Source organism: Glutamicibacter sp. AOP38-B1-38 (genome assembly GCF_052377485.1).
In the GTDB taxonomy this organism is placed as follows: Bacteria; Actinomycetota; Actinomycetes; order Actinomycetales; family Micrococcaceae; genus Glutamicibacter.
This window is the reverse complement of sequence record NZ_JBQSWU010000005.1, coordinates 17,644-38,607: the sequence shown is the minus strand read 5'-3', so window position 1 is coordinate 38,607 and position 20,964 is coordinate 17,644. Positions and strand designations below refer to the sequence as shown.

General features: G+C 57.2%; 21 protein-coding genes, 1 tRNA gene, 1 pseudogene and 2 riboswitches. Of the genes and pseudogenes, 10 read left to right on the top strand and 13 right to left on the bottom strand.

The genetic code is table 11. The annotated features are described in order from the left end of the window. Window positions 1-47: 47 nt before the first annotated feature. Together ACT3TP_RS04245 and ACT3TP_RS04240 are read left to right on the top strand one after the other, a co-directional pair. Window positions 48-701, top strand: a complete 654-nt coding sequence (locus ACT3TP_RS04245) for a hypothetical protein (protein WP_096289189.1) — start codon at window positions 48-50, stop codon at window positions 699-701. A gap of 56 nt (window positions 702-757) precedes the next feature. Beyond that, window positions 758-834: transfer RNA gene (locus tag ACT3TP_RS04240), tRNA-Arg, on the top strand. Between the two features lie 67 nt (window positions 835-901). Here ACT3TP_RS04240 and ACT3TP_RS04235 read toward each other — a convergent pair. Both ACT3TP_RS04235 and ACT3TP_RS04230 read right to left on the bottom strand, forming a co-directional pair. Further along, window positions 902-1,885: an ROK family protein gene (locus tag ACT3TP_RS04235; protein WP_444615651.1), complete on the bottom strand. Its 984-nt coding sequence runs from the start codon at window positions 1,883-1,885 to the stop codon at window positions 902-904. An 81-nt stretch (window positions 1,886-1,966) separates the two neighbouring features. Beyond that, window positions 1,967-2,131 (bottom strand): annotated as a pseudogene (locus ACT3TP_RS04230) (winged helix-turn-helix transcriptional regulator); the annotation flags it as partial. Between the two features lie 188 nt (window positions 2,132-2,319). On the opposite strand from ACT3TP_RS04230, the gene ACT3TP_RS04225 reads away from it, so the two are divergent. Then, window positions 2,320-2,733, top strand: coding sequence for an NUDIX hydrolase (locus tag ACT3TP_RS04225; RefSeq protein WP_176484314.1), 414 nt, complete (start codon window positions 2,320-2,322; stop codon window positions 2,731-2,733). A gap of 134 nt (window positions 2,734-2,867) precedes the next feature. On the opposite strand, the gene ACT3TP_RS04220 is transcribed toward ACT3TP_RS04225, so the two are convergent. The 5 genes from ACT3TP_RS04220 to ACT3TP_RS04200 all read right to left on the bottom strand — a co-directional run bounded on the left by ACT3TP_RS04220 (window position 2,868) and on the right by ACT3TP_RS04200 (window position 8,672). Further along, window positions 2,868-4,745, bottom strand: a complete 1,878-nt coding sequence (locus tag ACT3TP_RS04220) for an ABC transporter ATP-binding protein (protein ID WP_444615640.1) — start codon at window positions 4,743-4,745, stop codon at window positions 2,868-2,870. Between the two features lie 67 nt (window positions 4,746-4,812). After that, window positions 4,813-5,307 carry an HNH endonuclease gene (locus ACT3TP_RS04215; RefSeq protein ID WP_105554213.1) on the bottom strand — a complete coding sequence of 165 codons (495 nt, stop codon included), beginning with the start codon at window positions 5,305-5,307 and terminating at the stop codon, window positions 4,813-4,815. Window positions 5,308-5,532: 225 nt separating this feature from the next. Further along, window positions 5,533-6,384 (bottom strand): C40 family peptidase, encoded by an 852-nt coding sequence (locus tag ACT3TP_RS04210; protein WP_444615639.1) that lies wholly within the window; start codon window positions 6,382-6,384, stop codon window positions 5,533-5,535. Between the two features lie 3 nt (window positions 6,385-6,387). After that, window positions 6,388-6,557, bottom strand: a riboswitch (cyclic di-AMP (ydaO/yuaA leader). A gap of 124 nt (window positions 6,558-6,681) precedes the next feature. Further along, window positions 6,682-7,713: a M23 family metallopeptidase gene (locus ACT3TP_RS04205; protein WP_444615638.1), complete on the bottom strand. Its 1,032-nt coding sequence runs from the start codon at window positions 7,711-7,713 to the stop codon at window positions 6,682-6,684. Window positions 7,714-7,715: 2 nt separating this feature from the next. Then, window positions 7,716-7,875, bottom strand: a riboswitch (cyclic di-AMP (ydaO/yuaA leader). Between the two features lie 104 nt (window positions 7,876-7,979). After that, window positions 7,980-8,672 (bottom strand): metal-dependent transcriptional regulator, encoded by a 693-nt coding sequence (locus tag ACT3TP_RS04200; RefSeq protein WP_096289201.1) that lies wholly within the window; start codon window positions 8,670-8,672, stop codon window positions 7,980-7,982. A 261-nt stretch (window positions 8,673-8,933) separates the two neighbouring features. On the opposite strand from ACT3TP_RS04200, the gene serC reads away from it, so the two are divergent. Next, a complete protein-coding gene (gene serC, locus ACT3TP_RS04195) occupies window positions 8,934-10,055 on the top strand; it encodes a phosphoserine transaminase (RefSeq protein ID WP_096289203.1) in 1,122 nt (373 codons plus the stop codon). Window positions 10,056-10,141: 86 nt separating this feature from the next. Here the strand turns inward: serC and ACT3TP_RS04190 are convergent, their stop codons facing one another. Both ACT3TP_RS04190 and ACT3TP_RS04185 read right to left on the bottom strand, forming a co-directional pair. Next, window positions 10,142-10,762: a DUF3027 domain-containing protein gene (locus tag ACT3TP_RS04190; RefSeq protein WP_096289205.1), complete on the bottom strand. Its 621-nt coding sequence runs from the start codon at window positions 10,760-10,762 to the stop codon at window positions 10,142-10,144. 3 nt (window positions 10,763-10,765) lie between these two features. After that, window positions 10,766-11,149, bottom strand: coding sequence for a cold-shock protein (locus ACT3TP_RS04185; protein WP_096289207.1), 384 nt, complete (start codon window positions 11,147-11,149; stop codon window positions 10,766-10,768). A 244-nt stretch (window positions 11,150-11,393) separates the two neighbouring features. On the opposite strand from ACT3TP_RS04185, the gene ACT3TP_RS04180 reads away from it, so the two are divergent. The 5 genes from ACT3TP_RS04180 to ACT3TP_RS04160 all read left to right on the top strand — a co-directional run bounded on the left by ACT3TP_RS04180 (window position 11,394) and on the right by ACT3TP_RS04160 (window position 15,278). After that, window positions 11,394-11,612, top strand: coding sequence for a hypothetical protein (locus tag ACT3TP_RS04180; protein WP_141393626.1), 219 nt, complete (start codon window positions 11,394-11,396; stop codon window positions 11,610-11,612). Between the two features lie 57 nt (window positions 11,613-11,669). Beyond that, on the top strand, window positions 11,670-12,377 hold the full coding sequence (locus ACT3TP_RS04175; protein ID WP_096289209.1) for a response regulator transcription factor: 708 nt from the start codon (window positions 11,670-11,672) through the stop codon (window positions 12,375-12,377). A 43-nt stretch (window positions 12,378-12,420) separates the two neighbouring features. Further along, window positions 12,421-13,953, top strand: a complete 1,533-nt coding sequence (locus tag ACT3TP_RS04170) for a sensor histidine kinase (RefSeq protein ID WP_096289211.1) — start codon at window positions 12,421-12,423, stop codon at window positions 13,951-13,953. 109 nt (window positions 13,954-14,062) lie between these two features. Next, a complete protein-coding gene (locus tag ACT3TP_RS04165) occupies window positions 14,063-14,353 on the top strand; it encodes a WXG100 family type VII secretion target (protein WP_096289213.1) in 291 nt (96 codons plus the stop codon). 34 nt (window positions 14,354-14,387) lie between these two features. Next, window positions 14,388-15,278 (top strand): DUF4031 domain-containing protein, encoded by an 891-nt coding sequence (locus tag ACT3TP_RS04160; RefSeq protein WP_096289215.1) that lies wholly within the window; start codon window positions 14,388-14,390, stop codon window positions 15,276-15,278. A gap of 115 nt (window positions 15,279-15,393) precedes the next feature. On the opposite strand, the gene groL is transcribed toward ACT3TP_RS04160, so the two are convergent. The 3 genes from groL to ACT3TP_RS04145 form a co-directional block, all read right to left on the bottom strand. Continuing rightward, window positions 15,394-17,031: a chaperonin GroEL gene (gene groL / locus ACT3TP_RS04155; protein WP_096289217.1), complete on the bottom strand. Its 1,638-nt coding sequence runs from the start codon at window positions 17,029-17,031 to the stop codon at window positions 15,394-15,396. A 289-nt stretch (window positions 17,032-17,320) separates the two neighbouring features. After that, entirely contained in the window at window positions 17,321-17,923 is a 603-nt protein-coding gene (locus tag ACT3TP_RS04150) for a LytR C-terminal domain-containing protein (RefSeq protein WP_096289219.1), read from the bottom strand. A 45-nt stretch (window positions 17,924-17,968) separates the two neighbouring features. Next, window positions 17,969-18,259 carry a DUF3263 domain-containing protein gene (locus ACT3TP_RS04145; RefSeq protein WP_096256066.1) on the bottom strand — a complete coding sequence of 97 codons (291 nt, stop codon included), beginning with the start codon at window positions 18,257-18,259 and terminating at the stop codon, window positions 17,969-17,971. Window positions 18,260-18,413: 154 nt separating this feature from the next. Between ACT3TP_RS04145 and ACT3TP_RS04140 the strand changes: the two genes are divergently transcribed. After that, window positions 18,414-19,187 carry a uracil-DNA glycosylase gene (locus ACT3TP_RS04140; protein ID WP_255248544.1) on the top strand — a complete coding sequence of 258 codons (774 nt, stop codon included), beginning with the start codon at window positions 18,414-18,416 and terminating at the stop codon, window positions 19,185-19,187. Here ACT3TP_RS04140 and ACT3TP_RS04135 read toward each other — a convergent pair. Next, window positions 19,184-20,854, bottom strand: a complete 1,671-nt coding sequence (locus tag ACT3TP_RS04135) for a threonine/serine exporter family protein (protein WP_255248545.1) — start codon at window positions 20,852-20,854, stop codon at window positions 19,184-19,186. The genes ACT3TP_RS04140 and ACT3TP_RS04135 overlap by 4 nt on opposite strands. Between the last annotated feature and the right edge of the window lie 110 nt (window positions 20,855-20,964).

Below are 20,964 nucleotides of genomic sequence, written 5' to 3'. Positions count from 1 at the left end.
GTGGGCTCTGCGACGGTTTCGCAGACCTACCCGGCATAATGGAAGGTATGGCAAAGAACGTTAAGAAAAGCAAAGAGTATCGCAAGCCAGCGCATTTCCAGGATGAGCAGGCCAAGAAGCTCGGTCAAGGACTGCGGGATTCTGCGCAACAACGTGAATCTACTTCCAATCCGATGCTGTTGATCTCGGCAGGGTTGGTCACGTGCGTGTTCCTCTTTGTGTACTACCACCTGCTCACGATGCACCAGATGACCGACCTCAGTAACGGGTTATCCATGCCAGATCAGCGCGTCTTCGGCTACACGGTTTCGGATATCGAAGCGCTACGTGCAGCCATGGATTCGGATGCCACCGGACAGCTAAATTACCTTCACAAGACCGCCGGACTGCTGTTCCCGTTGCTGACCGGGCTGTTTTCCATGCTGATCTTCATTCGCTGGATTCCCAACCGTCAGATGCGTTGGCTGGCGTGGCTGGCACCCTTGCTGTTTGCGGTGACCGACTTGTGGGAGAACTTTGCCATTGATTCGCTCTTCGGCGCGGAACTCAACGAAAGCACCGTCGTGCTCGCTTCAATCCTGACCACGATCCGGTGGGCCACGCTTTTCATCACGGCCGCGCTAGTCTTTGGCTTGGCGGCTCGTCGTGCGAACAAAGCGATGATTAAGAAAATGGCTGAGATTCGACAGCATTCATCCTGACAAATTCATCATCAACTTCCTAGTAGGATAGTGTTGATGGCGCGCCTAGCGCCTGCGCCCCTGTAGCTCAGTAGGATAGAGCGACCCTCTCCTAAAGGGTAGGCCGTCGGTTCGATTCCGGCCAGGGGCACCAATAAAAAGTTGAGGTCCCGCTTCTACCGGAGCGGGACCTCAACTTTATATTGATCATGTCGAACGACTTACCGCAGTAGCAGTGCGGTAGCCTTCGGCGAGAGCGAGGCATCCATGACGACGCACGCGCCACCGATGGCGCCAACCTGCGAGCCAAGGCTCGAGGTGCGGGTACCGACCTCGTGGACTGCACGTAGCCCGAAGCGACGCTGAACGGCTTCATCGACTTCATCAGCGACGAGCTCGCGAACCTTGTCCCACTGTGGACCGCCGAAGACGATCTCGCGGACGTCCAGCGCATTGGCCAGCTGTCCGGCGACTTCACCCACCCGAATCATCGATTCAATGATCAGTTCCTTGGCGACGGCGTTGCCTTCCAGCGCAAGTTCGGTCAGACGGTTGATACCCTCGGAGCGCTGCTCCGGGCCCATGATTTCATAGGCCGGCAGTTCCAGCCCGCGTTCCTTAGCCTGGGCAGCCATGAACTCGTAGGAGGTGCCTGCAGCCAAGCAATCGTCGGCACCGCACTCTTCGCATGCGACGGCCTTGCGTCCGGTGGAGTAATGCCCAATTTCACCAGCGTTGTTGCTCGAACCGTGGTGGACTTCGCCGTCGATCACGATACCTGCACCGAAGCCGTGGCCGCAGTATACGAAGACGAAATCATCTGATTTCTCTTCCTTGGACTGCCAAAGCTCACCGACCGCAGATGCGATGGTGTCCTTTTCGATGATTACCTGCAAGCGCAGCAGCTTACGTAGTGGGTTGACCAGCTCTACATCTGCCCAGCCATCGAGCAGCGGTGGGTTGAGCACCACACCGTCTTCGACGTTAACCGGTCCGGGTACGGCAATGCCGACACCGACGATGTGCTTTTTCGGCACGCGAATCTCGGAAATCAATTCCTTGACCGTGTCTGCCATCAGCTGGATGGTCTCCGTGGCTACTTCGAGATTCGGTACATCGATACTGCGCTCACGCAATACTTCGCCGCGCAGGTTCATGGCCACGAAGGTCAGCACGCTTGGGTCAAGATGGATGCCGATGGACACTAATCGGTTTCCCTCTAGCTCCAGAACGGTTCTCGGCTTACCTGGACCGGACACAATGGTTCGGTCTTCGCGAACGATGCCATCGTCAAGAAGACGACGCACGACGTTTGAAATTGTCTGTGGTGAAAGTCCAGTCGAACCTGCGAGCTCCACACGGCTGATGCCGTCCGGGGCTCGTCGGATGGACTCAAGGATAACCGCCTGGTTAAAATCGCCAAGGCGGCCTAAGTTTGTTCCCCGTCGCATTAAAGCTCCATAGATCTATAAATTTGATGGATCGATCTCTCTATTCCAACATCCGGCCAAGACGTCGTCGTACGATCTGAAACTGCGAGTTCTCTAATCACGACGTTACTCAACTAAAAACGTTGGAGATCCAATAATGCACGTTACCATTCGTCACGAGTTTTCACACGCGATATTGTGTTTTGGTGATGAAAAATTTAACTATCTCGGCAGCGTGTTTAATCAACGATCAGGGACAAATTCTTCTTGTTCGGAAGCGTGGGACTTCAAAATTCATGCAACCCGGCGGAAAACCAGAAAAGGGCGAGACACCCTTAGAGACCGTGATGCGCGAGGTACATGAGGAATTAGGAGTGAAGTTCGAGGAAAAAGACTTTGCAGAGTACGGCCAATGGCTTGGACCGGCGGCCAACGAAGCAGACACCTCGATACAAGCCTATTTGTTCGGCGCAAGATTTAACGGTTCCCCCAAACCACTAGCCGAACTCGAAGAGCTAATGTGGATCCACCCCCACGAAGCCCTATTGCGTGATGACATCGCCCCACTATTACGCCAGCACGTATTGCCTACCCTTCTTGCTCGGAGAAACGCACCCCACTAATGAGCAGATATGCAGAAAAGTTTGTCACGTGGCTATGAGGGCCGACCTCGAACTATTTTCAATGGTGTCCGCGGCCGGCTCTCTGGTATCGCCACGAGTTCCGCATAGCGCAGGAGCATGGCGCAAAAACTGCTTTAGTTACGATCCGGTTCCTGGACCGAATTGAACTGAGTTTCATAGAACTTTGAGTACGCGCCTTGTTTGCTTAGCAAGCTCTGATGCGTTCCACGTTCAACGATTCGTCCACCGTCGATCACCAAGATTTGATCCGCTTGCCGGATCGTTGAAAGCCGATGGGCAATGACCAATGCCGTGCGGTTTTCCAGCGCTTGGGACAGCGCCAGTTGCACAGCAAGTTCGCTGCGTGAATCCAAAGCCGCAGTTGCTTCGTCGAGAATGACCAGCCCCGGATTGGCCAGAATCATCCGGGCGATCGTCATGCGTTGGCGTTCTCCGCCAGATAGCCGGTATCCGCGTTCCCCAACCACCGTGGCAAGCCCGTCCGGGAGGGTCTCGATTTGGGTCCGCAACTGCGCGTCTTCCAATGCCGCCCATAATTGCTCTTCGCTGGCGCCAGGGTTTGCCAGCAACAAATTAGAGCGTACGGTCTCGTGCAACAGGTGCCCGTCTTGGGTGACCATTCCCAGTTCTCCATATAGGGATTTGAGGGTGATATCACGCAGGTCGTGTCCGTTGAGCGTGATAGCACCGCCACGCACGTCGTAGAGCCGTGCAAGTAGCTGCGCGATGGTCGATTTACCAGCGCCGGAAGAGCCAACCAACGCGACGGTGTGACCGGGCTGAATCTCGAAGGAAATATCGTGGAGAATCTCCTCGCCACCGCGTTTATCTAGCACCGCAGTATCTTCCAGCGAAGCTAGTGAAACTTCCTCGGCACTGGGGTAAGCGAAGTTCACCTTATCGAATTTCACTGCCACAGGTTCTGCTGGAAGCGCTATCGCGTTCGGAGCGTCTTTGATCAGCGGTTCAAGGTCTAGCACCTCAAACACCCTGTCGAAGCTAACTAGCGCACTGGTGATCTCCACGCGGGCGTTAGCAAGTCCCGTAAGCGGCGTATACAGGCGGATAATGAGCATCCCGAGTACTACCACGTCACCTGCCGCCATCTCGCCACGCAAGGCATAGAATCCGCCCAGTCCGTACACAAGGGCCAACGACAGCGCCGCGACCAGCCCCAGCACCGTCACAAATGCGAATTGCCGCATGGTCATCTTGATGCCGATGTCGCGTACTCGCGCAGCCCGCAAACCGAATTGCTCGGATTCTTCATTGGGACGCCCGTAGAGTTTGATCAGCGTAGCGCCTGGTGCCGAGAATCGTTCGGTCATCTGGGTGCTCATTGAAGCGTTCAGGTCTGCCGACTCCTTGCGCAGCCCAGCAAGAGACTTTCCGAAGCGTCTTGCCGGCAGCAGGAACAGCGGGAAAAGGACCAGCGCCAGGATCGTGACCTGCCAGGAGGTAGTGAGCATGACGATAGCGGTCAGGATCAGTGCAACGGCATTTGAAACGATTCCGGACAAGGTTCCTGCGAAAGCCGCTTGAGCGCCGATAACATCTGAATTGAGCCGGGAGGTCAGTGCTCCGGTGCGGGTTCGTGCGAAAAACGCGATGGGCATCTTCTGCACATGGTCAAATACCTTGGTGCGAAGATCAAAGATGATTTGCTCACCGAGGTTAGAGGACTGCCAGCGTACGAGCATCGCGAATATTGAATCGAAAACGGCGACTATCACCATAACGATCGCCAAGTTCCGCACGGTCTCCCAGCTGCCTTGCGCCACGATTGCGTCAACGACTCGTCCGGCAAGCACCGGAGTGATGACAGCGATTGCCGCTGACAATACAGAGAAAATCACGAAGACTATCAGACGTGCTTTATAGCTGAGTGCGAAGTCAAAAACCCGCCGCGGGGTCTCTGGACGATATGCACGTCGCTGTTCGCTCTTTGAGAGCTGCCACAGCGTACTCCACGCCGCGCCTTCCATACTCACGAGTTACCTCCGTGATTTGTTCAGATTAGTACTAACGTCTCAACATCTCACGGAGACCGATTATTTCCTAGCTGGCATGAAGGTATTGAGCCCATGAAGAATCAATATGGTCAAGTCCGGAAACCAGGTGCCCTCCCACCCGTGGCTGATGCGGCGTGAGCAACAATTGCCATCCCAATTGCGAGAGCATTTTGTCGGCCTTACGGCTGTTGCACGACAAGCAGGCCGCCACGAGGTTCTCCCAGGTGTTCTGCCCGCCTCTGCTGCGCGGGATTACGTGGTCGATGGTGTTGGCGGTCTTTCCGCAGTAGGCGCAGCGGAAGTGGTCTCTACGAAGAACGCCCCTACGGGTCACATGGTTCATGTTCCTGTAGGGGCGTCGCACATATCGTTTTAACACGATCACGGTGGGGCGCGGTAAGTCTCCGTGCGAGCTGCGCACGGGTGACTCATGATCTTGCAAAATGATTGTTGCTTTTTCGGCAAGCACAAGGAGCAAGGCGCGACGGAAAGTCACCACCGCTAATGGCTCATAACCTGCGTTCAAAACCAACGTTCTCATTCGCATACTTCCTTTAATGAGCTTGTGTGCATCACTAGAAGTTGATGACGACGAGCTCGTCGCAGTTAGTTCTCTTGCCGTTAGCCTATGCGATATATTGCCGATTTGGCTTCAAGATTAGGAAGATATTCGCTGATTTTCATCGCGAAGTAGCCCGTAGTTCACCCGGTTAAACGACCATTGGCCACCGAACATTACGTTCGATGGCCAATGGGAGCAGGCTGCTTAGCCAGCTAGAGTGTAGTAACCGTACATCGGGTTGCGGCTCACCGAGTGGATCATGGTATCCACGGTTGGGTTCTGCGCGCCGATCATCTGGCCCCCACCTAGGTAGATGCCTACGTGGCCGCCACCGTTCTGGAACACCAAGTCGCCCGGCTTCGGGCTGCTGGTGCGCTTGAACTGGCCGGATCCGAGGATCGCGGAGGTGCCACGAGCAATGTTGATGCCGTGCTGCGCGTAGACGTACTTCACGAAGCCAGAGCAGTCCCAGCCGCTGGGAGTATTTCCGCCCCAGACGTATGGAACACCCGAGTACTTCGAAGCCGTAGCTGCGATACCGGTGAGGTTCTTGCTCGGGACCGAGGATTCCTGCTTGGTGGATTCCTTCTTGGTCTCAGTTGGCGCGCTCTGCTGGCCATTGCCGCCGCGGTTCTGGCGGGTCATTGGTGCCATGGAGTCCGAGCTGCCCGAAGAATCGGAGTTGCCCGAGTTTTCGCGAGTGGTTGGCTCGATATCATCAGCGACAGCGATAACGACCGGCTCGGGCTTTGGCTCAGCAGTGAAGCTGGCGCGCTCGATCTCGACGTTATCCGCCTTCTTGGTGGATACCTTGACTGCCTTGACAGCAACGCGTTCCGGGTTGATCGTGTCAACCGGGGAAGCTGATACGTCACGTGGGGCGGTTGCCTGACCTGGTACGCCCAGGGTGACGATCAGACCGGACGCAGCAGCAACAACGGCTGCCTGACGTCCGACCGAGCCTGCATTCGAGGACACTGCCTGCGAAATGCTAGCAAGTGGGTTGGTACGTGCTGCTGGGGCGCGGTGGCGTCCCGGCGCTTGACGCTTGGTCACAATAAAGCCTCTCCTTGATACCTACGAGGTAAGCTGTCGGGTTCGAAGTGGAGTTACCTCGGTGGAGTTGAAGTTTCCTTCTCTTCCACTTAACCCCTAGGGTTGTTAGCCAAAACTAACGACCCGATGTTGGTTCCCCCGTCACTGCCGTACGAGTTGTGTATAACTGCTCATTGCGCGTTGGCAGTGCTCGGTTCGCACGCAATGTTGCTCAAGGATTCCCCTTGGCACGCTGTTTAGCCTATAGGACTATCTTTCAAATGTCACGTTTTGATCACGGTAAGGTGACGAACGTCGTTATAACCAGCCGGCAGGGTCTTTGAACTGGCCGTCGACAATTACTTCGAAATGCACATGCGGCCCGGTGGAATTACCGGTGCTACCGGCCAAAGCGATGACATCGCCGCGCTTGACGGTGTCGCCCACGTTGACTAGTAGTTGCGAGTTGTGGCTGTACCCGGTTTCCAGGCCGTTTCCATGGGCCAAGGTGACCCGCTGACCGGAATGACCTGCCCATCCGGAGACTGTGACCTTGCCCGATGCTGCGGCGTAAACTTTTGTGCCGCTCGGCACACCGTAATCTGTGCCACTGTGAATCATGAAGCCGGCGCCGGTTGGGTTCTTGCGGTGCCCGAAACTTGAGGTGATGCGGTTACTGTCCACCGGACGCTCGAGCAATCCACCGGTCGAACCGACCTTCTGAATGTCCCCACCGGAAGCGGTGAGGATTTCAGAGAGCTTCTCTTCGTTGGCCACCTTGGGGTTGATGTCGGACTTCAAAGCCGCACGCTGCACATCTAAGCCAGCATCGCTTGGAGCCTTAACATCGACCACTGCGGAAGTTGCGGTGCGCTGCGCACCCGCTACCACCGGACCCTCTTCAGGCACGGCGCTACTGAGCTGCGGAGAAACCGCAGCTAGTGCCAAACCCGATACCGCGGCAACGGCAGCGATCTTGTGGGTAAACCCAAGTCGTGAAGTCTTTTTTGGTGAAGCACGAAGGCTCTGAACGAGCTCTTCATTACTTGCTACTACGCCTTCAGGTGCAACAACGGGCTTTGCTGTAGGTAGGGCAATGACGTTTCCGTCAACATCCTGGGTAGCAAGAGTTTTCTGCGTTGGCGCAATGCCGTAACGCTGACCAGACTCAAAGCGGCGCCCGACATAATCGGCGCAAAGCGGCTCTGGAACTGCTACTGCTTCGACAGCGGCTGCGCGTGATGCGCGGCGGCCAACGGATCGTTCTGTGGCGGCCGCTGCGATCTCAGTGATCGCATCGATCTCGACGTCTGCGGCACGGCGTCGACCCGTCGTCCTGGTTTCTGCCAAAACATTCCTCTCATATCTACACCTGCGAAGTTAGCTGTCGGGTTCGGCCCTGAGATTGGTCCGGTCCTGCCTGTTGGCATGACTTCACCCCAAGACGAAGTATTCGTCGAATGAGTGGGTTCCCCGCTATTGCCCTTAAAAATCATTTCGCATCCAAGAGGCAGGACAATACTCGGCGTTTGCACTCTTGGAATCGGCACCAGTTAAACCACTGGCGCCCTTTGATAACCCTACCGTTCGATCGGAAAAGTTACAATTTCGTTACCTTATTTAGTGCGTACGAAAACGTGCGCACTGACTTCGACTGGCAGTTCTAGCGCACCTTCGACACCTTGCACACGAACCACGACGTAGTCATCTGCGCGCTCTAAGCTAACGATCGCACCGGGCCGAATTCCGCCTTCATTCAGTTGTCCGAGCAGGATTGGGTCGGTCTGGATCGGCTCTGCGAGACGCTCAATGGCCACCGGGCCAATGTTTCCGGAGAGCAACGCGTTATCTAGATTCTCGACCTCATGTGAGATTTCGGTTACTTTGGGCCCCCCAAGGACTTCAAGCCCAGGAATTGGGTTGCCGTACGGAGAGACCGTGGGCTTGCCCAGCAGGTCGTATAAACGTCGCTCTACACGCTCGCTCATCACGTGTTCCCAGCGGCACGCCTCGTCATGGACATATTCCCATTCAAGACCGATCATGTCCGATAGCAAGCGTTCGGCCAGTCGGTGCTTACGCATCACGCCTGTTGCTAGTTCGTGACCCTTCTCGGTTAAGGCAAGGTGACGGTCGGTAGAAACCACAACCAGACCATCGCGTTCCATTCGAGCGACTGTCTGCGACACTGTGGGGCCAGAATGCCCCAGACGTTCTGCGATTCGCGCGCGCAAAGCCACGATCTCCTCTTCTTGAAGCTCAAGAATGGTACGCAGGTACATCTCGGTTGTATCAATTAGGTCAGACACGTTAGCCACTCCTGGAAGTCACAACAGTTAGGTTCGCATAAGAAATCGGAACGTCAGTATGCAACTCTACTTGGTATAGCCACAATCCCAGCGACGGCCTCGTAGTTTGCATGTCGTAACCGACGGTCTCGTTTTTCTCTCATCTCCCGCAGTTTGCGAAGATGTTAACTGAAACGTCTTAACTATCCTGAACTATTCCTTCGCGCTCGCGATCAGTCGGGAAGTCAGCACCTTCAATCAAAACGCTATTAGAGGAGCGAGATGAGCACCGGCATCAACATTCCAAGGAACCTTCTGCCCGCCGACGGAAGATTCGGCGCAGGACCATCCAAGATTCGCCCCGAGCAAATTCAGGCAATCGTCGACGCAGGTGCCGACCTATTAGGCACCTCCCACCGTCAGGCGCCGGTCAAGAACCTGGTTGCCTCCGTGCAGGATGGCTTGAAGGAAATGTTTAGCGCACCTGAGGGTTACGAGGTGCTTCTGGGAGTTGGCGGCGCCACCGCTTTCTGGGACGCCGCAGCATTCTCCCTAGTACGCAATAAAGCTCAGCACTTGTCCTTTGGTGAATTCGGCTCGAAGTTTGCCAACGCTACCGACAAGGCCCCCTTCCTTGCGGCCTCCTCGATTATCACCTCCGAGCCTGGTTCGGTTCCGAGCCCGGTTGCCGAAGCTGACGTGGATCTCTATGCCTGGCCGCACAATGAAACCTCCACCGGCTCCGCTGCCCCGGTCAAGCGCGTTCCGGGTGCCAACGAAGATTCACTGATCGTCGTTGATGCAACGAGCGCCGCCGGCGGCTTGGATGTAGATTTGTCGCAGACCGACGTGTACTACTTTGCCCCGCAGAAGAACTTTGCTTCCGACGGTGGCCTCTGGGTTGCGTTCGCCTCCCCCGCAGCAATTGCGCGCATCGAGGAGATCGCAGCGACCGATCGCTGGATCCCAGACTTCTTGAATCTGAAGACTGCGCTGGATAACTCGCTGAAGAACCAGACCTACAACACACCGTCATTGACCACCTTGGTGACCCTCGATGCGCAGATCAAGTGGATCAACTCCAATGGCGGCCTGAAGTGGGCAGCGGCTCGCACCGCCGAGTCAGCTGGCCAGATTTACGCGTGGGCCGAGGCCTCAAAGGTTGCCACGGCATATGTAGCCAACCCGGATCACCGCTCAAACGTTATCGCCACGATCGACTTCGACGATTCGGTGGACGCCACGGAAATCTCCAAGGCGCTGCGCGCCAACGGCGTGGTGGATGTTGAGCCATACCGCAAGCTCGGCCGAAACCAGCTGCGTATCGCGACCTTCGTGGCTATCGATCCGAGTGATGTCGCGGCGCTGTTGAAGAGCATTGATTATGTCATCGAGCAGCTCTAAATTCTGATCGAGCAAAAGCGATCCGCGGCTTCACCCCATTGGGGCGAAACCGCGGATCGCTTTTTCTTTTCTTAAGCCTTGTTTCGCTAGCTTTCCTTGCGTGACCGGTTACGCTGGGCTGCGCGGCGACGAGCCGCCGTGCGTTGCGCGGTGCGTCGGCGACGCACCTGACGGCGTGCAGGGGTTTTGATTCCCTGTTCGGACGTCGCCTCCGGTTCGCCGGTTGCTTCGTGTTCGTCTGTGGCAGTGGTCGACTCCGTCAAGTCCTCCTGGGTTTCGTTCCCAGCAGGTTCGGCAGCGGTGTTCTCTGCGCCGGAGTTCTCAGTTGCGGTCGCACTAGGGCCGGGTTCATCCTTGGGCTCATTGGCCTCGGCTTCCGCCGCCTCGATTTCTTCTTTGACTAAGCGCTCAGCCCACGGGACCCACGCCGGTGCAAGGAGTGCGTCTTCACCGGCAACTATGCCAGCTTCGCAAACGGTTAGATCTTTAGCTTTTGCTCGTGGCACCCGTGCGATTGTCGCGAACCAAGTCCAGCCCCGATAGCCCCTTTTCTGGGAGACAAATCGATGGGTGACTAATCGTTCACCTTCGGGCGTGGCTCCGAGATACTCACCGATCTCCGTTTCTGCCGCGATCTCGATGAGTGCGTTGCGCGCAACATCAACCGCTTCCGCGAGGGTGGTGTCTAACTTGGGTTTACGGGCCATTATTTAAACGTCCAGATCATCGGCTACCGCGCGTAGCACGGTAGCAACCTTTTTGCCGTGTGCTTGTTCAGGATATCGCCCCTTGCGCAAGGTGTTGGATACCTGATCAAGAACCTTGATCAGGTCTTCGATCATTGCAGCTTGCTGTTCGGGGTTCTTCCGTTTGGCGCGAGCCACCGACGGAGCTTCCTCTAAGATGCGCAGGCTCAGTGCCTGAGGACCCCGGCGGCCTTCGGCCACGCCAAACTCCAGGCGTGTGCCCGGGCGTAGATCATGAACGCCTTCCGGCAGCGCCGCGGCGTTCACGTAAATCTCTTTACCATCTTCGGTGGTAATGAATCCGAAGCCCTTGGCCTTTTCGTACCACTTAACCTTGCCGCTAGGCATGATCCCTTACCTCGTTCGTTTCTCGTGCTGCAGCGCATATCAGTGCAACTAATTTACTTCACGCTACGCCTTTTCATATCTCCGGATCCATGGAGCATTCATCCGGGTCGTGCATTTACTTCTACCGGGTGCTCAACGTACGGATTCGAATTAAGTCGAATACCTTAGATTATGACACCTTGAGGCCCGCAACTTCACCTTGAGTCACGGCGGCTGCATTAGAAGCGCTGTATCGTTAATAGCCGTGAGCGCTTCATCGATTACCTTGACCGTCATTTCCCGCACCGCAATTACACTCGCGGTCCTCTCGGCATTGTCCCTCGCGGCGGTCCTCGTGTTGTATTTCAAGGAAATTTCAATCCCGCCGATCATCATGGCATTCGGCGTTTTCGGCTTGCCTCTCGCCTTCATCCTGGCCGGCGTGGTCATCATCGGTAACATCCGAAAACGCCGCAACGGCTAGCCCTCTCTCCCAGACGGCTCTCAGTCGACTCCCAGTCTTCGCGTGCACACTGGGTTTATGAGTGCAAAAACCCCAGAGGCCAAACTCCTTGTCGTGGATGACGAACCAAATATCCGCGAACTTCTATCAACTTCCCTGCGATTCGCCGGTTTCCAAGTGGTCGCCGCAGCCAACGGCCGCGAGGCTCTCGCAGCCGTCGAAGCAGAAGAACCAGATCTCGCGGTTTTGGACGTCATGCTTCCAGACATGGACGGCTTCACCATCACCCGCAAGCTACGCGCTGCCGGTCGGCACTTCCCCGTGCTGTTCCTGACTGCTCGCGATGACACCAGCGACAAGGTCACTGGATTGACTGTCGGCGGCGATGATTACGTGACCAAGCCCTTTAGCCTCGATGAAGTTGTCGCCCGCATTCGTGCGGTGCTACGCCGCACCGCGACGGGCGAAGAAGAGAACGCCACCATCGTGGTCGCCGACCTAGAACTTGATGACGACGCACATGAGGTGCGGCGAGCAGGCGAGGTCATTGATCTATCTCCTACCGAATTCAAGCTGCTGCGCTACCTGATGATGAATCCGAACCGCGTACTGTCCAAGTCGCAAATCCTGGACCATGTCTGGGAGTACGACTTCAACGGCGACGCTTCGATCGTTGAATCATACATTTCCTATCTGCGTCGCAAGGTTGACCGCCCCGAGTGGCCTGCCCTGATTCAGACCAAGCGCGGCGTCGGTTACCTGATGCGCACCCCGGACCGCCGCTAGGGCCGATGCCGCTTGGCGGCCCAAGGGATTGTAAAGTCATTACATGCAGGCATTTAGAACGCTGTGGCGTCGCACTTCGTTGCGCACCAAATTGGTGATGCTGATGTGCGCGCTGATGATCTGCGGCGTCGGCGCCACAGCGTTCGGCTCCGCACACACACTTCGCATCTCGATGACCAACCAGATCGATGATCAGCTCAACGTTGCTGGCCCCACCATGGGCTTTGGCCTGAACAAGGCCTACCAGTATTCCTTGGACAATGATCAATCTGGCAGAAACGCTGGCATCGATTCAACGTTGCTGGGGTTGAACCGCTCCTATGCGGACATTCGAGATATAAACGGCAAGATCGTCTACATCATGCCTCGAAGCCGGGTTACCCCCGGTAACACCAGTGACACTCCTCTACTCGCCCCAACGCAAATGGCGGAGCTGGCTAAGACACCATGGGCACCGGTAACCATTCCGGGCATCCACTCCGGCTCGGCCGGCTGGCGTGCCATGATCGTTCCGCTGCCTACCAGCGAGATGAATGTTTTCATTGCGCTTCCGTTGGAAAACGTTAATGACACGGTTCAAAAGACCGCTATCCTCGTCTTATCTACCGGCCTGTTGGCGACCTTGCTCATGTCAATGATCGCCTACGGATTAACCTCCCGGTCATTGCTTCCGCTGATCCGCGTTGAACGCACCGCAGCCATGATTGCCGAGGGAGATCTGTCCCAGCGTGTACGCAATTATCCGCCGGAGACCGAAGTCGGCAGACTCTCCCGCTCCTTGAACGCAATGCTTGCACAGATCGAGCGGGCCTTCCGCGACCGTGAGGCCTCGGAAAACAAAATGCGTCGCTTTATCCAAGACGCCTCTCATGAGCTGCGCACCCCCCTGGTGACCATCCAAGGCTATTCGGAGTTCTACCGTCATGGGGGACTTGCCGACTCCGAAGCTCTGGATTCAGCTATGGGACGTATCGAAGCCGAATCCAAACGCATGGCTCACCTGGTCGAAGACCTGCTTATGCTGGCCCGGCTCGATGAGCAGCGCCCCCTCGAAAAGCAATCGGTCGACCTGCTGGTACTCGGACAGGACGCCGCCGAGGACACCAAGGTCCGAGCGCCACTACGCAAAGTTACCTTGGTCGGGTTGGACACCAAGTATCCTTCTCCAGCCAGCACGGTCGGCGATGACGCGCGCATCCGCCAGGTCATTGCCAATTTGATCACCAACGCACTGCGCTACACCCCCGAAGACTCAGCTATCGAGATCGCCGTGGGAGTTCGTTCTCTCGTGGCAGGTGCCATGGATGCGGTGCTCGAGATTCGAGATCACGGACCGGGCATTCCAGAGGATGACGCAAACCGTATCTTCGAGCGCTTCTACCGCACCGATAGCTCGCGTCAACGCGAAACCGGCGGCTCGGGCCTGGGGCTGGCGATCGTCGCCGCGATCGTCCAGCAGCACGGCGGTTCGGTTGCGCTGAGCGAAACTCCTGGCGGGGGCGCAACCATGGCCATCTGCCTGCCCTATGTGCCGATGCAGGAGCCGCGTGACCACGAGCAGCAGGACGAGGACTAGAACCCGCGTTTATGTTGTCCACAGTATGTGGGAGCTTCGCGCTGCGCTTGTGCTGCCCGCCCTATGGTGATCTCATCTATCGGATCTCCCCGTAAGGCAGGATCACCCCATGAGTACCTTTTCAACCAACACCGGCGAAATGCAGGTCAAGTCGCAGGCGGTCATGAACACCATCGACAGGTTGCGCTCCGAAGTTTCCACGATGCAGATGAATCTGGATCAGCTTCAAAGCACCTGGCAGGGTTCGGCCGCCGCTTCCTTCCAGTCGATTGTGGCCGAATGGCGCAGCACTCACGTACGCATCGAAGAGGCCTTGAGCAGCATCGCAACGGCGCTAAACCATGCGTCCATGCAGTATGAAGAAGTCGAACAGGTCAACACCTCGCTGTTCCGCTACTGAGCCGTTGGAGCGGGTCCCTCGGTACGCTTAGATCATGAGCATACTGATCGACCCGCCACGCTGGCCCGCTCACGGGACACTCTTTTCCCATTTAGTCTCCGACACCTCGCTGCTGGAGCTGCACCAGTTCGCCAGCCGCATGGGCATCCGGCAGAGAGCCTTCGACAGGGACCACTATGATGTGCCGCAGGAACGCTACGAAGAGTTCGTGGCGGCCGGAGCCCAGGAAGTCTCTGGTAGCGACTTGGTCCGCGCCTTAGTCCATTCCGGACTTCGGATCCCTGCCCGGTTCCGCCCCGAACGGCTCAATCCCGCATTGCTGAAACGGTGGGAGCGGACCTTGCCCGGGCAACGGGCCATGGCTGAGGATTTATTGCTTCGCTGGAGCCAGAAGCACCGCCGCTATCACGATCGAGTACACCTGCTCGCGGTCCTTGAGTCATTGGACTGGCTCTGCGGCACACAGGTTGAGGCGCAGGATCGGCAAATATTGGAGTTGGCTGCTTGGTTTCATGATGCCGTCTACGATGGCACCGCCGAGGACGAAAAAGATTCTGCAAACTTAGCAGCGCGCAGCTTGCATGGGCTGATTACCGATAGGGCTCTTGCCAAGGTTCAACAATTGATTCTGCTGACCATCGAGCATCGACCTGCCGAAGGCGATCTGCTCGGAGCGTTGCTCAGCGACGCAGACCTAGAGGTTTTGGCACGACCAGCCAAGGCCTATCAACGCTATGCCCAAGCTATCCGGGACGAATACGATCATGTGCCGGCAGCAGACTTTGCCCGAGGCCGAGCAAGCATTCTTCGTGAGCTCCTGCGAAAAGACCGGCTGTATTGCACCGCGTCTGCTCAGGAACGCTGGGAAAAACAAGCACGGGCGAACCTTGAGGCCGAGCTTGACCGACTCCACGTGCAAGCCTGAGAACGCTCAAACGCACTCTGCTTGCCGGTTAACGACCCGAGGGCCTGCTTCGTGGTGAAGCAAGCCCTCGGGTTCAGGTTGTCCTGCGAGACAGGTGCCTGGGAAGTACGGAAGCTTAGAAGCCGCCCATTCCGCCCATGCCACCCATGTCGTCGCCACCTGGCATGGCAGCGCCAGCAGGAGCTGGCTTATCTGCAACGACTGCCTCGGTGGTGAGGAACAGACCTGCGATAGATGCAGCGTTCTGCAGGGCCGAACGAGTCACCTTCACTGGGTCATTGACGCCGGCTTCCAGCAGGTCAACGTACTGACCGGTGGCAGCGTTCAGGCCGTGGCCAGCTGGCAGGCCCTTGACCTTGTCGGCGACTACGCCTGGCTCCATGCCGGCGTTCAGTGCGATCTGCTTCAGTGGTGCTTCGATGCCAACACGAACAATGTTCGCGCCGGTGGCTTCGTCGCCTTCCAACTCAAGCTTGGCGAATGCTGCGGCGCCTGCCTGAATCAGAGCCACGCCACCACCGGCGACGATGCCCTCTTCAACAGCTGCCTTAGCGTTACGCACAGCATCTTCGATGCGGTGCTTGCGCTCCTTGAGCTCCACCTCGGTTGCGGCGCCGGCCTTCAGCACAGCGACACCACCGGAAAGCTTTGCGTGGCGCTCCTGCAGCTTCTCGCGGTCGTAGTCCGAATCGGTGTTCTTGATTTCGGCTGCGATCTGCGCCTTGCGGCCCTCGATAGCGTCGGCGTCGCCGCCGCCTTCAACGATGGTGGTCTCGTCCTTGGTGATAACGACCTTGCGGGCGGTACCCAGAACTTCGAGGCCAACGGTGTCCAACGACAGGCCGATTTCCTCGGAAACAACCTGGCCACCGGTCAGCAGTGCGATGTCGGTCAGCATTGCCTTGCGACGATCGCCGAAGCCTGGAGCCTTGACGGCTACAGACTTGAACAGGCCACGGATCTTGTTCAGGATCAGGGTGGCCAGTGCTTCGCCCTCTACGTCTTCGGCGATGATCAGCAGCGACTTGTTCGACTGCATGACCTTCTCCAGCAAGGAAACCATATCCTTGACCGAGGAGATCTTCGAGTTGACGATCAGGATGTAAGGGTCTTCCAGCACGGTCTCCTGACGCTCAGCGTCGGTGACGAAGTATGCGGAAATGTAGCCCTTGTCGAAGCGCATGCCCTCGGCCAGCTCCAGCTCAAGGCCGAAGGTGTTGGACTCTTCTACGGTGATAACGCCCTGCTCGCCAACCTTGTCCAGTGCTTCGGCGATCAGTGCGCCGATTTCTGGATCGCCAGCGGAGATCGAAGCGGTAGCAGCGATCTGCTCCTTGGATTCGATCTTCTTAGCAGCGGTGAACAGCTCGGCGGTGACGGCTTCTACAGCCTTGTCGATGCCGCGGCGTAGCGCGATTGGGTCGGCGCCGGCAGCAACGTTGCGCAGGCCTTCCTTGACCAGAGCCTGAGCGAGCACGGTAGCGGTGGTGGTACCGTCACCGGCGACGTCGTCAGTCTTCTTGGCAACTTCCTTGACGAGCTCGGCACCGATCTTCTCGTATGGATCCTCGAGCTCGATTTCCTTGGCGATGGACACACCGTCGTTGGTGATAGTGGGTGCGCCCCACTTCTTCTCCAAAACAACGTTGCGGCCGCGTGGGCCCAAGGTCACCTTAACGGCGTCCGCCAGAATGTTCAGGCCGCGCTCAAGTCCGCGGCGTGCTTCCTCGTCAAATGCAATCATCTTGGCCATAGTGGCTTTCGGTCCTTTCGGGGACGATTTTGCGAAAATGCAACCGACAGACAGCGCCCGCGACGGACGAGCACACCGTTGCCGGCATCGGGCCGACAATTCGGATTAGCTCTCGCTATCTGAGGTATTCTTCACGCTCCGTGCGTTGAGCAACCGCCGAGACGAAAGGGTTCGATTCTAAAACGAACAACCGATCGGCATTAGCAGTCGTAACGCATGAGTGCTAATACAAATATTGGCACTCTCGCATGGCGAGTGCAAGCTGATCGGCTGTGAGCGAAGCTAATTATTACTTCGAGTTCAACGTATCGTCAGCGCCAAGGACGACCGAAACTCGGTTGGGGATGTTCCGGGTCTGCAGAACCTCATCGATGTTCAAGACTTCGGCGGCTTTTTCCGCGGTGGTCCGGTAGGCCTCGGACATGTAATACACCGTCGAGGTCTCGGCGTCTCGGGTCCAATTATCCGTCACGATATTCGTGAAATCAGCCTCGGCAAGCAATTCTTCGCCTGCCCCTGCAGCTCCTGCAATACTTGCGCCGTTGTACACGCCGATGAGTTGTCCGTACAACACGTCAGCGTCATCGATGGTGCTAGACGGAGTTGCGCTTTCGGATGCGGCTTCGCTTTGGTCAGAAGAGCCTTCGCTCTCCGCCGGTGCCGAGGTTTGCCTCGGTTCGGACCCTGCTAGACGATCGGCAACGCCTGGACCAAAGAAGAATCCGGCACCACCAATCAACAACACCGCAATCGCGGACAGAACTACCCAACGAAGCTTGCTGTCCTTGCCCTTGGCGGCGGCAGACTGCGCCCAGCCGTGGGCATGATGCGACCCAACGCGGGTACTAAACTCCGGAACGCGATCGAATTCGTCACGTGGGTAGTTGGTCATTCTTGTCCTTGCTCGAGGTCTGGCTGGCCGAGGCCGGCTATGAACTTAGCGTTCCCCGCCGACGGTACCGCTCACACGACGCTTAGTAGATCGAAGTCTACGCAACCGCTTTACCAGCATTGGGTCATAGGCCATCGCCGCATCCGTGTCGATCAGCTGGTTGAGTAGCTGATAGTAGTTTGTCGGCGAGATAGAGAACTGCTTGGTAATAGCTTGTTCCTTGGCTCCGGCATACTTCCACCACAGCTTCTCCATGTTCAAGATCTGTTGCGAACGCTCGTCCAGCTCGGAATCGGGGTTCATCACGAAATCCACTAAAACCTCATTGCCAGCCATACGTTCACCTCATCCTAGAACTTCGAAAAGTCGGGTTTATTCATGCATATTTATCCACGCGTGGTGGACACACCACCGATATTCTAACCAATCAACCAACGCCGTGCCGTGTAACACGGCACAACCGCGCCGGAAAACCGGCAGAATGGTTGCCATGAACAACGAGCAGCCCGCCCTTTTCGACGCTCCCGAGCCTACCGCGCCGCCGGCATATTCCACCGAAGACTTCCCCTTCTTCTTTGGTGCAAAATCGCTGGCAAGTCGCGGGTTTATCGCCGCGGATTGGGTTTCCACTTTGGAACCGCTCGATGGCGTGTTGCAGGAAATCGCACGTAAGTTGGCGGCACGCTCACAGGCTGGCGAGCAGATACTCCCGGCCCCAGAGGTGATGTTGCGCGCACTATCGCTACCCGTAGCCGAGATCAAAGTCCTGATCATGGGTCAAGACCCCTATCCGACGCCCGGACAGGCGAATGGCTTGGCCTTCGCCGCAGCGAAGAACGTGCGCCCCCTGCCGCGTAGCTTGCGCAACATTTACAAGGAGCTGTTCGTAGATCTTGGCGTGCCCGAAGCTGGGCATCCAGACCTCGGCGCCTGGCATGAGCAAGGGGTCATGCTGCTCAATCAGGTTCTCTCTGTGACTGCGTCTAACGCCGGCAGTCACCAGAAGCTTGGCTGGGCACCGGTAGTTGAAGCGATTATCGCTACGCTCAATGCCCGCAAGGTGCCGGTGGTGGCTGTTCTGTGGGGTGCCCACGCACAGAAGCTTGGTACCCTGATGAACAATATGCCCCAGCTTCGCAGCGCTCATCCTTCCCCGTTGTCCGCTTCACGTGGATTCTTTGGGTCAAAGCATTTTTCGCAAATCAATAGGCGCCTGGCCGAAATCGGCCAGGCGCCTATTGAATGGAAACTGCCGGCCGGCTAGCGGCGGCGGATGCGTCGGCGTTCGCGCCGTGCGTTGGAGGTCAGCGGACGGCACAGTGTGTCGCCGAAGACCACACCACCGGCGATGGACAGCATGATTGCAAACGCGTTGAACATTTCCACCAGGCCGGCGAACATTTCATCCACCTCGAAAACGATGCCGTACATGGCCCGGAAGATCATCAGGCCAGGCAGCATGAACATGACCGCGGGGGCTGCGATCACGAGCTGAGGTGAATTCAGCTTGTCCGCCAGGAAGCGCGCAGCGAAGCCAATGGCCGTGGACACCACCGCTGGCGTTGCCCGAGCGCCAAGCCCGACCTGCTCCGCCAAGAGCAGCACCAGATAGCCGCCGACCGCGATCAACGCGGTAGGAAGCAACAAGCGCTGTGCGGTCTGCTCGGTGACCGAACCGGCCAGAATGGCGACTGCTACCAAGGCGATCAGCATCCATGTCGGATAATCGGTGGCGACGATTTTATGGACATCCACCTTGTCCCCGCCCAATACGGATGAAACCACCAACGCCGCGGAGATCCCGGAAAGTATTGCCGTATAGGTCAACCCAGCGGAAAATAGACGTCCGACCGCGGTGACCGGAAAGCCATTGATTGCGTCTTGCAGCGCCGAAACAAATCTGCCAGAAGGCAGCAGAAGCAAGATGCCACCAGAGACTACCAACGCCGGATCCAATGGTGCGTGGACCTGATGGCTAAGCAAGGCTATTCCGGTGACGGTAAAAGTCGAGGTCGCCACGGTGAAGAACTCTGGGACCCGCCATCGGGATCCATACCGGCCTATCTGCGAGATCAGCCAGGACGAAGCCATCGCGACGAGTGCACCGAGCCATGAACCGCCGATGAACAGGACGAAGGCGGCGGCGAAAACCGATTGGCCAACCGCAACGAACCAACGCGGGAAAGGCTTCGGCTTCCGTGTGATCCTTTTAAGCCGCTTGGCAGATTCGGTCCGCGAAACACCACCAGCGATGATGTCCGAAACCAGCTCGTGCACCATCACCATGCCCGCGTAGTTCGTAGTGTACGAACGCACCACGCGCAGGATAGAGTAGCTCTCAGCTTCTGGCGGGCTGTAGTTCAGGTGCAACGATTGATTGGTGATATCCACGTCTAGGTGGCTAAGCCCTAGGGCTGCGGTCACCGCGATGATGCTGGTTTCCACTTCCAAAGCACCAGCCCCATAGCGAATCAGCGTTTCGCCAAGGTCCAGCGCAAACTCCATGGTTCGCCGCGCCGAAGCATCTTGATCGACGTTGACCCTAGGGTTCGCGTAGGGGGTGCCGCGCAATCGGTCAACGACCTTCAGCGCCTCAGTCGGCGGCGTATCCGAGATCCACATTTTTGCCAGCAAACGGCGAGCCACCGGGTTGGCCCGTGTAGGCATCAGTGTAATGCCGTCATCAGAGGTGTAGACCTGGCCGGTACGCGACTCGATATCCGCCACGTCCGCTGACGCAACGCTCGCACTTACCGCGGTATTTAGCGGTAGCTCGGAGGCCATGGTCGTCTCAAAAGACGCCGTCTCGGGAAGGTGCCCCATGTTGATTTCACTCGTCGAAATACGAGGTAGCGACCCGGCCAATGGCGAAGGATCTTCTCCTGGATTTTTCGAATCCGCGTGCTTCTCACCATGGTCTTGCTGCGCCACGAATCACTCCCCCTAGGCTCTTGTTCTATTCGTCATCCTCACGATACAACCACGGCAAGTAAAGCGGGAGAATGGAATCAAAATAGGCCGAGTATCCCTGAACACATCTG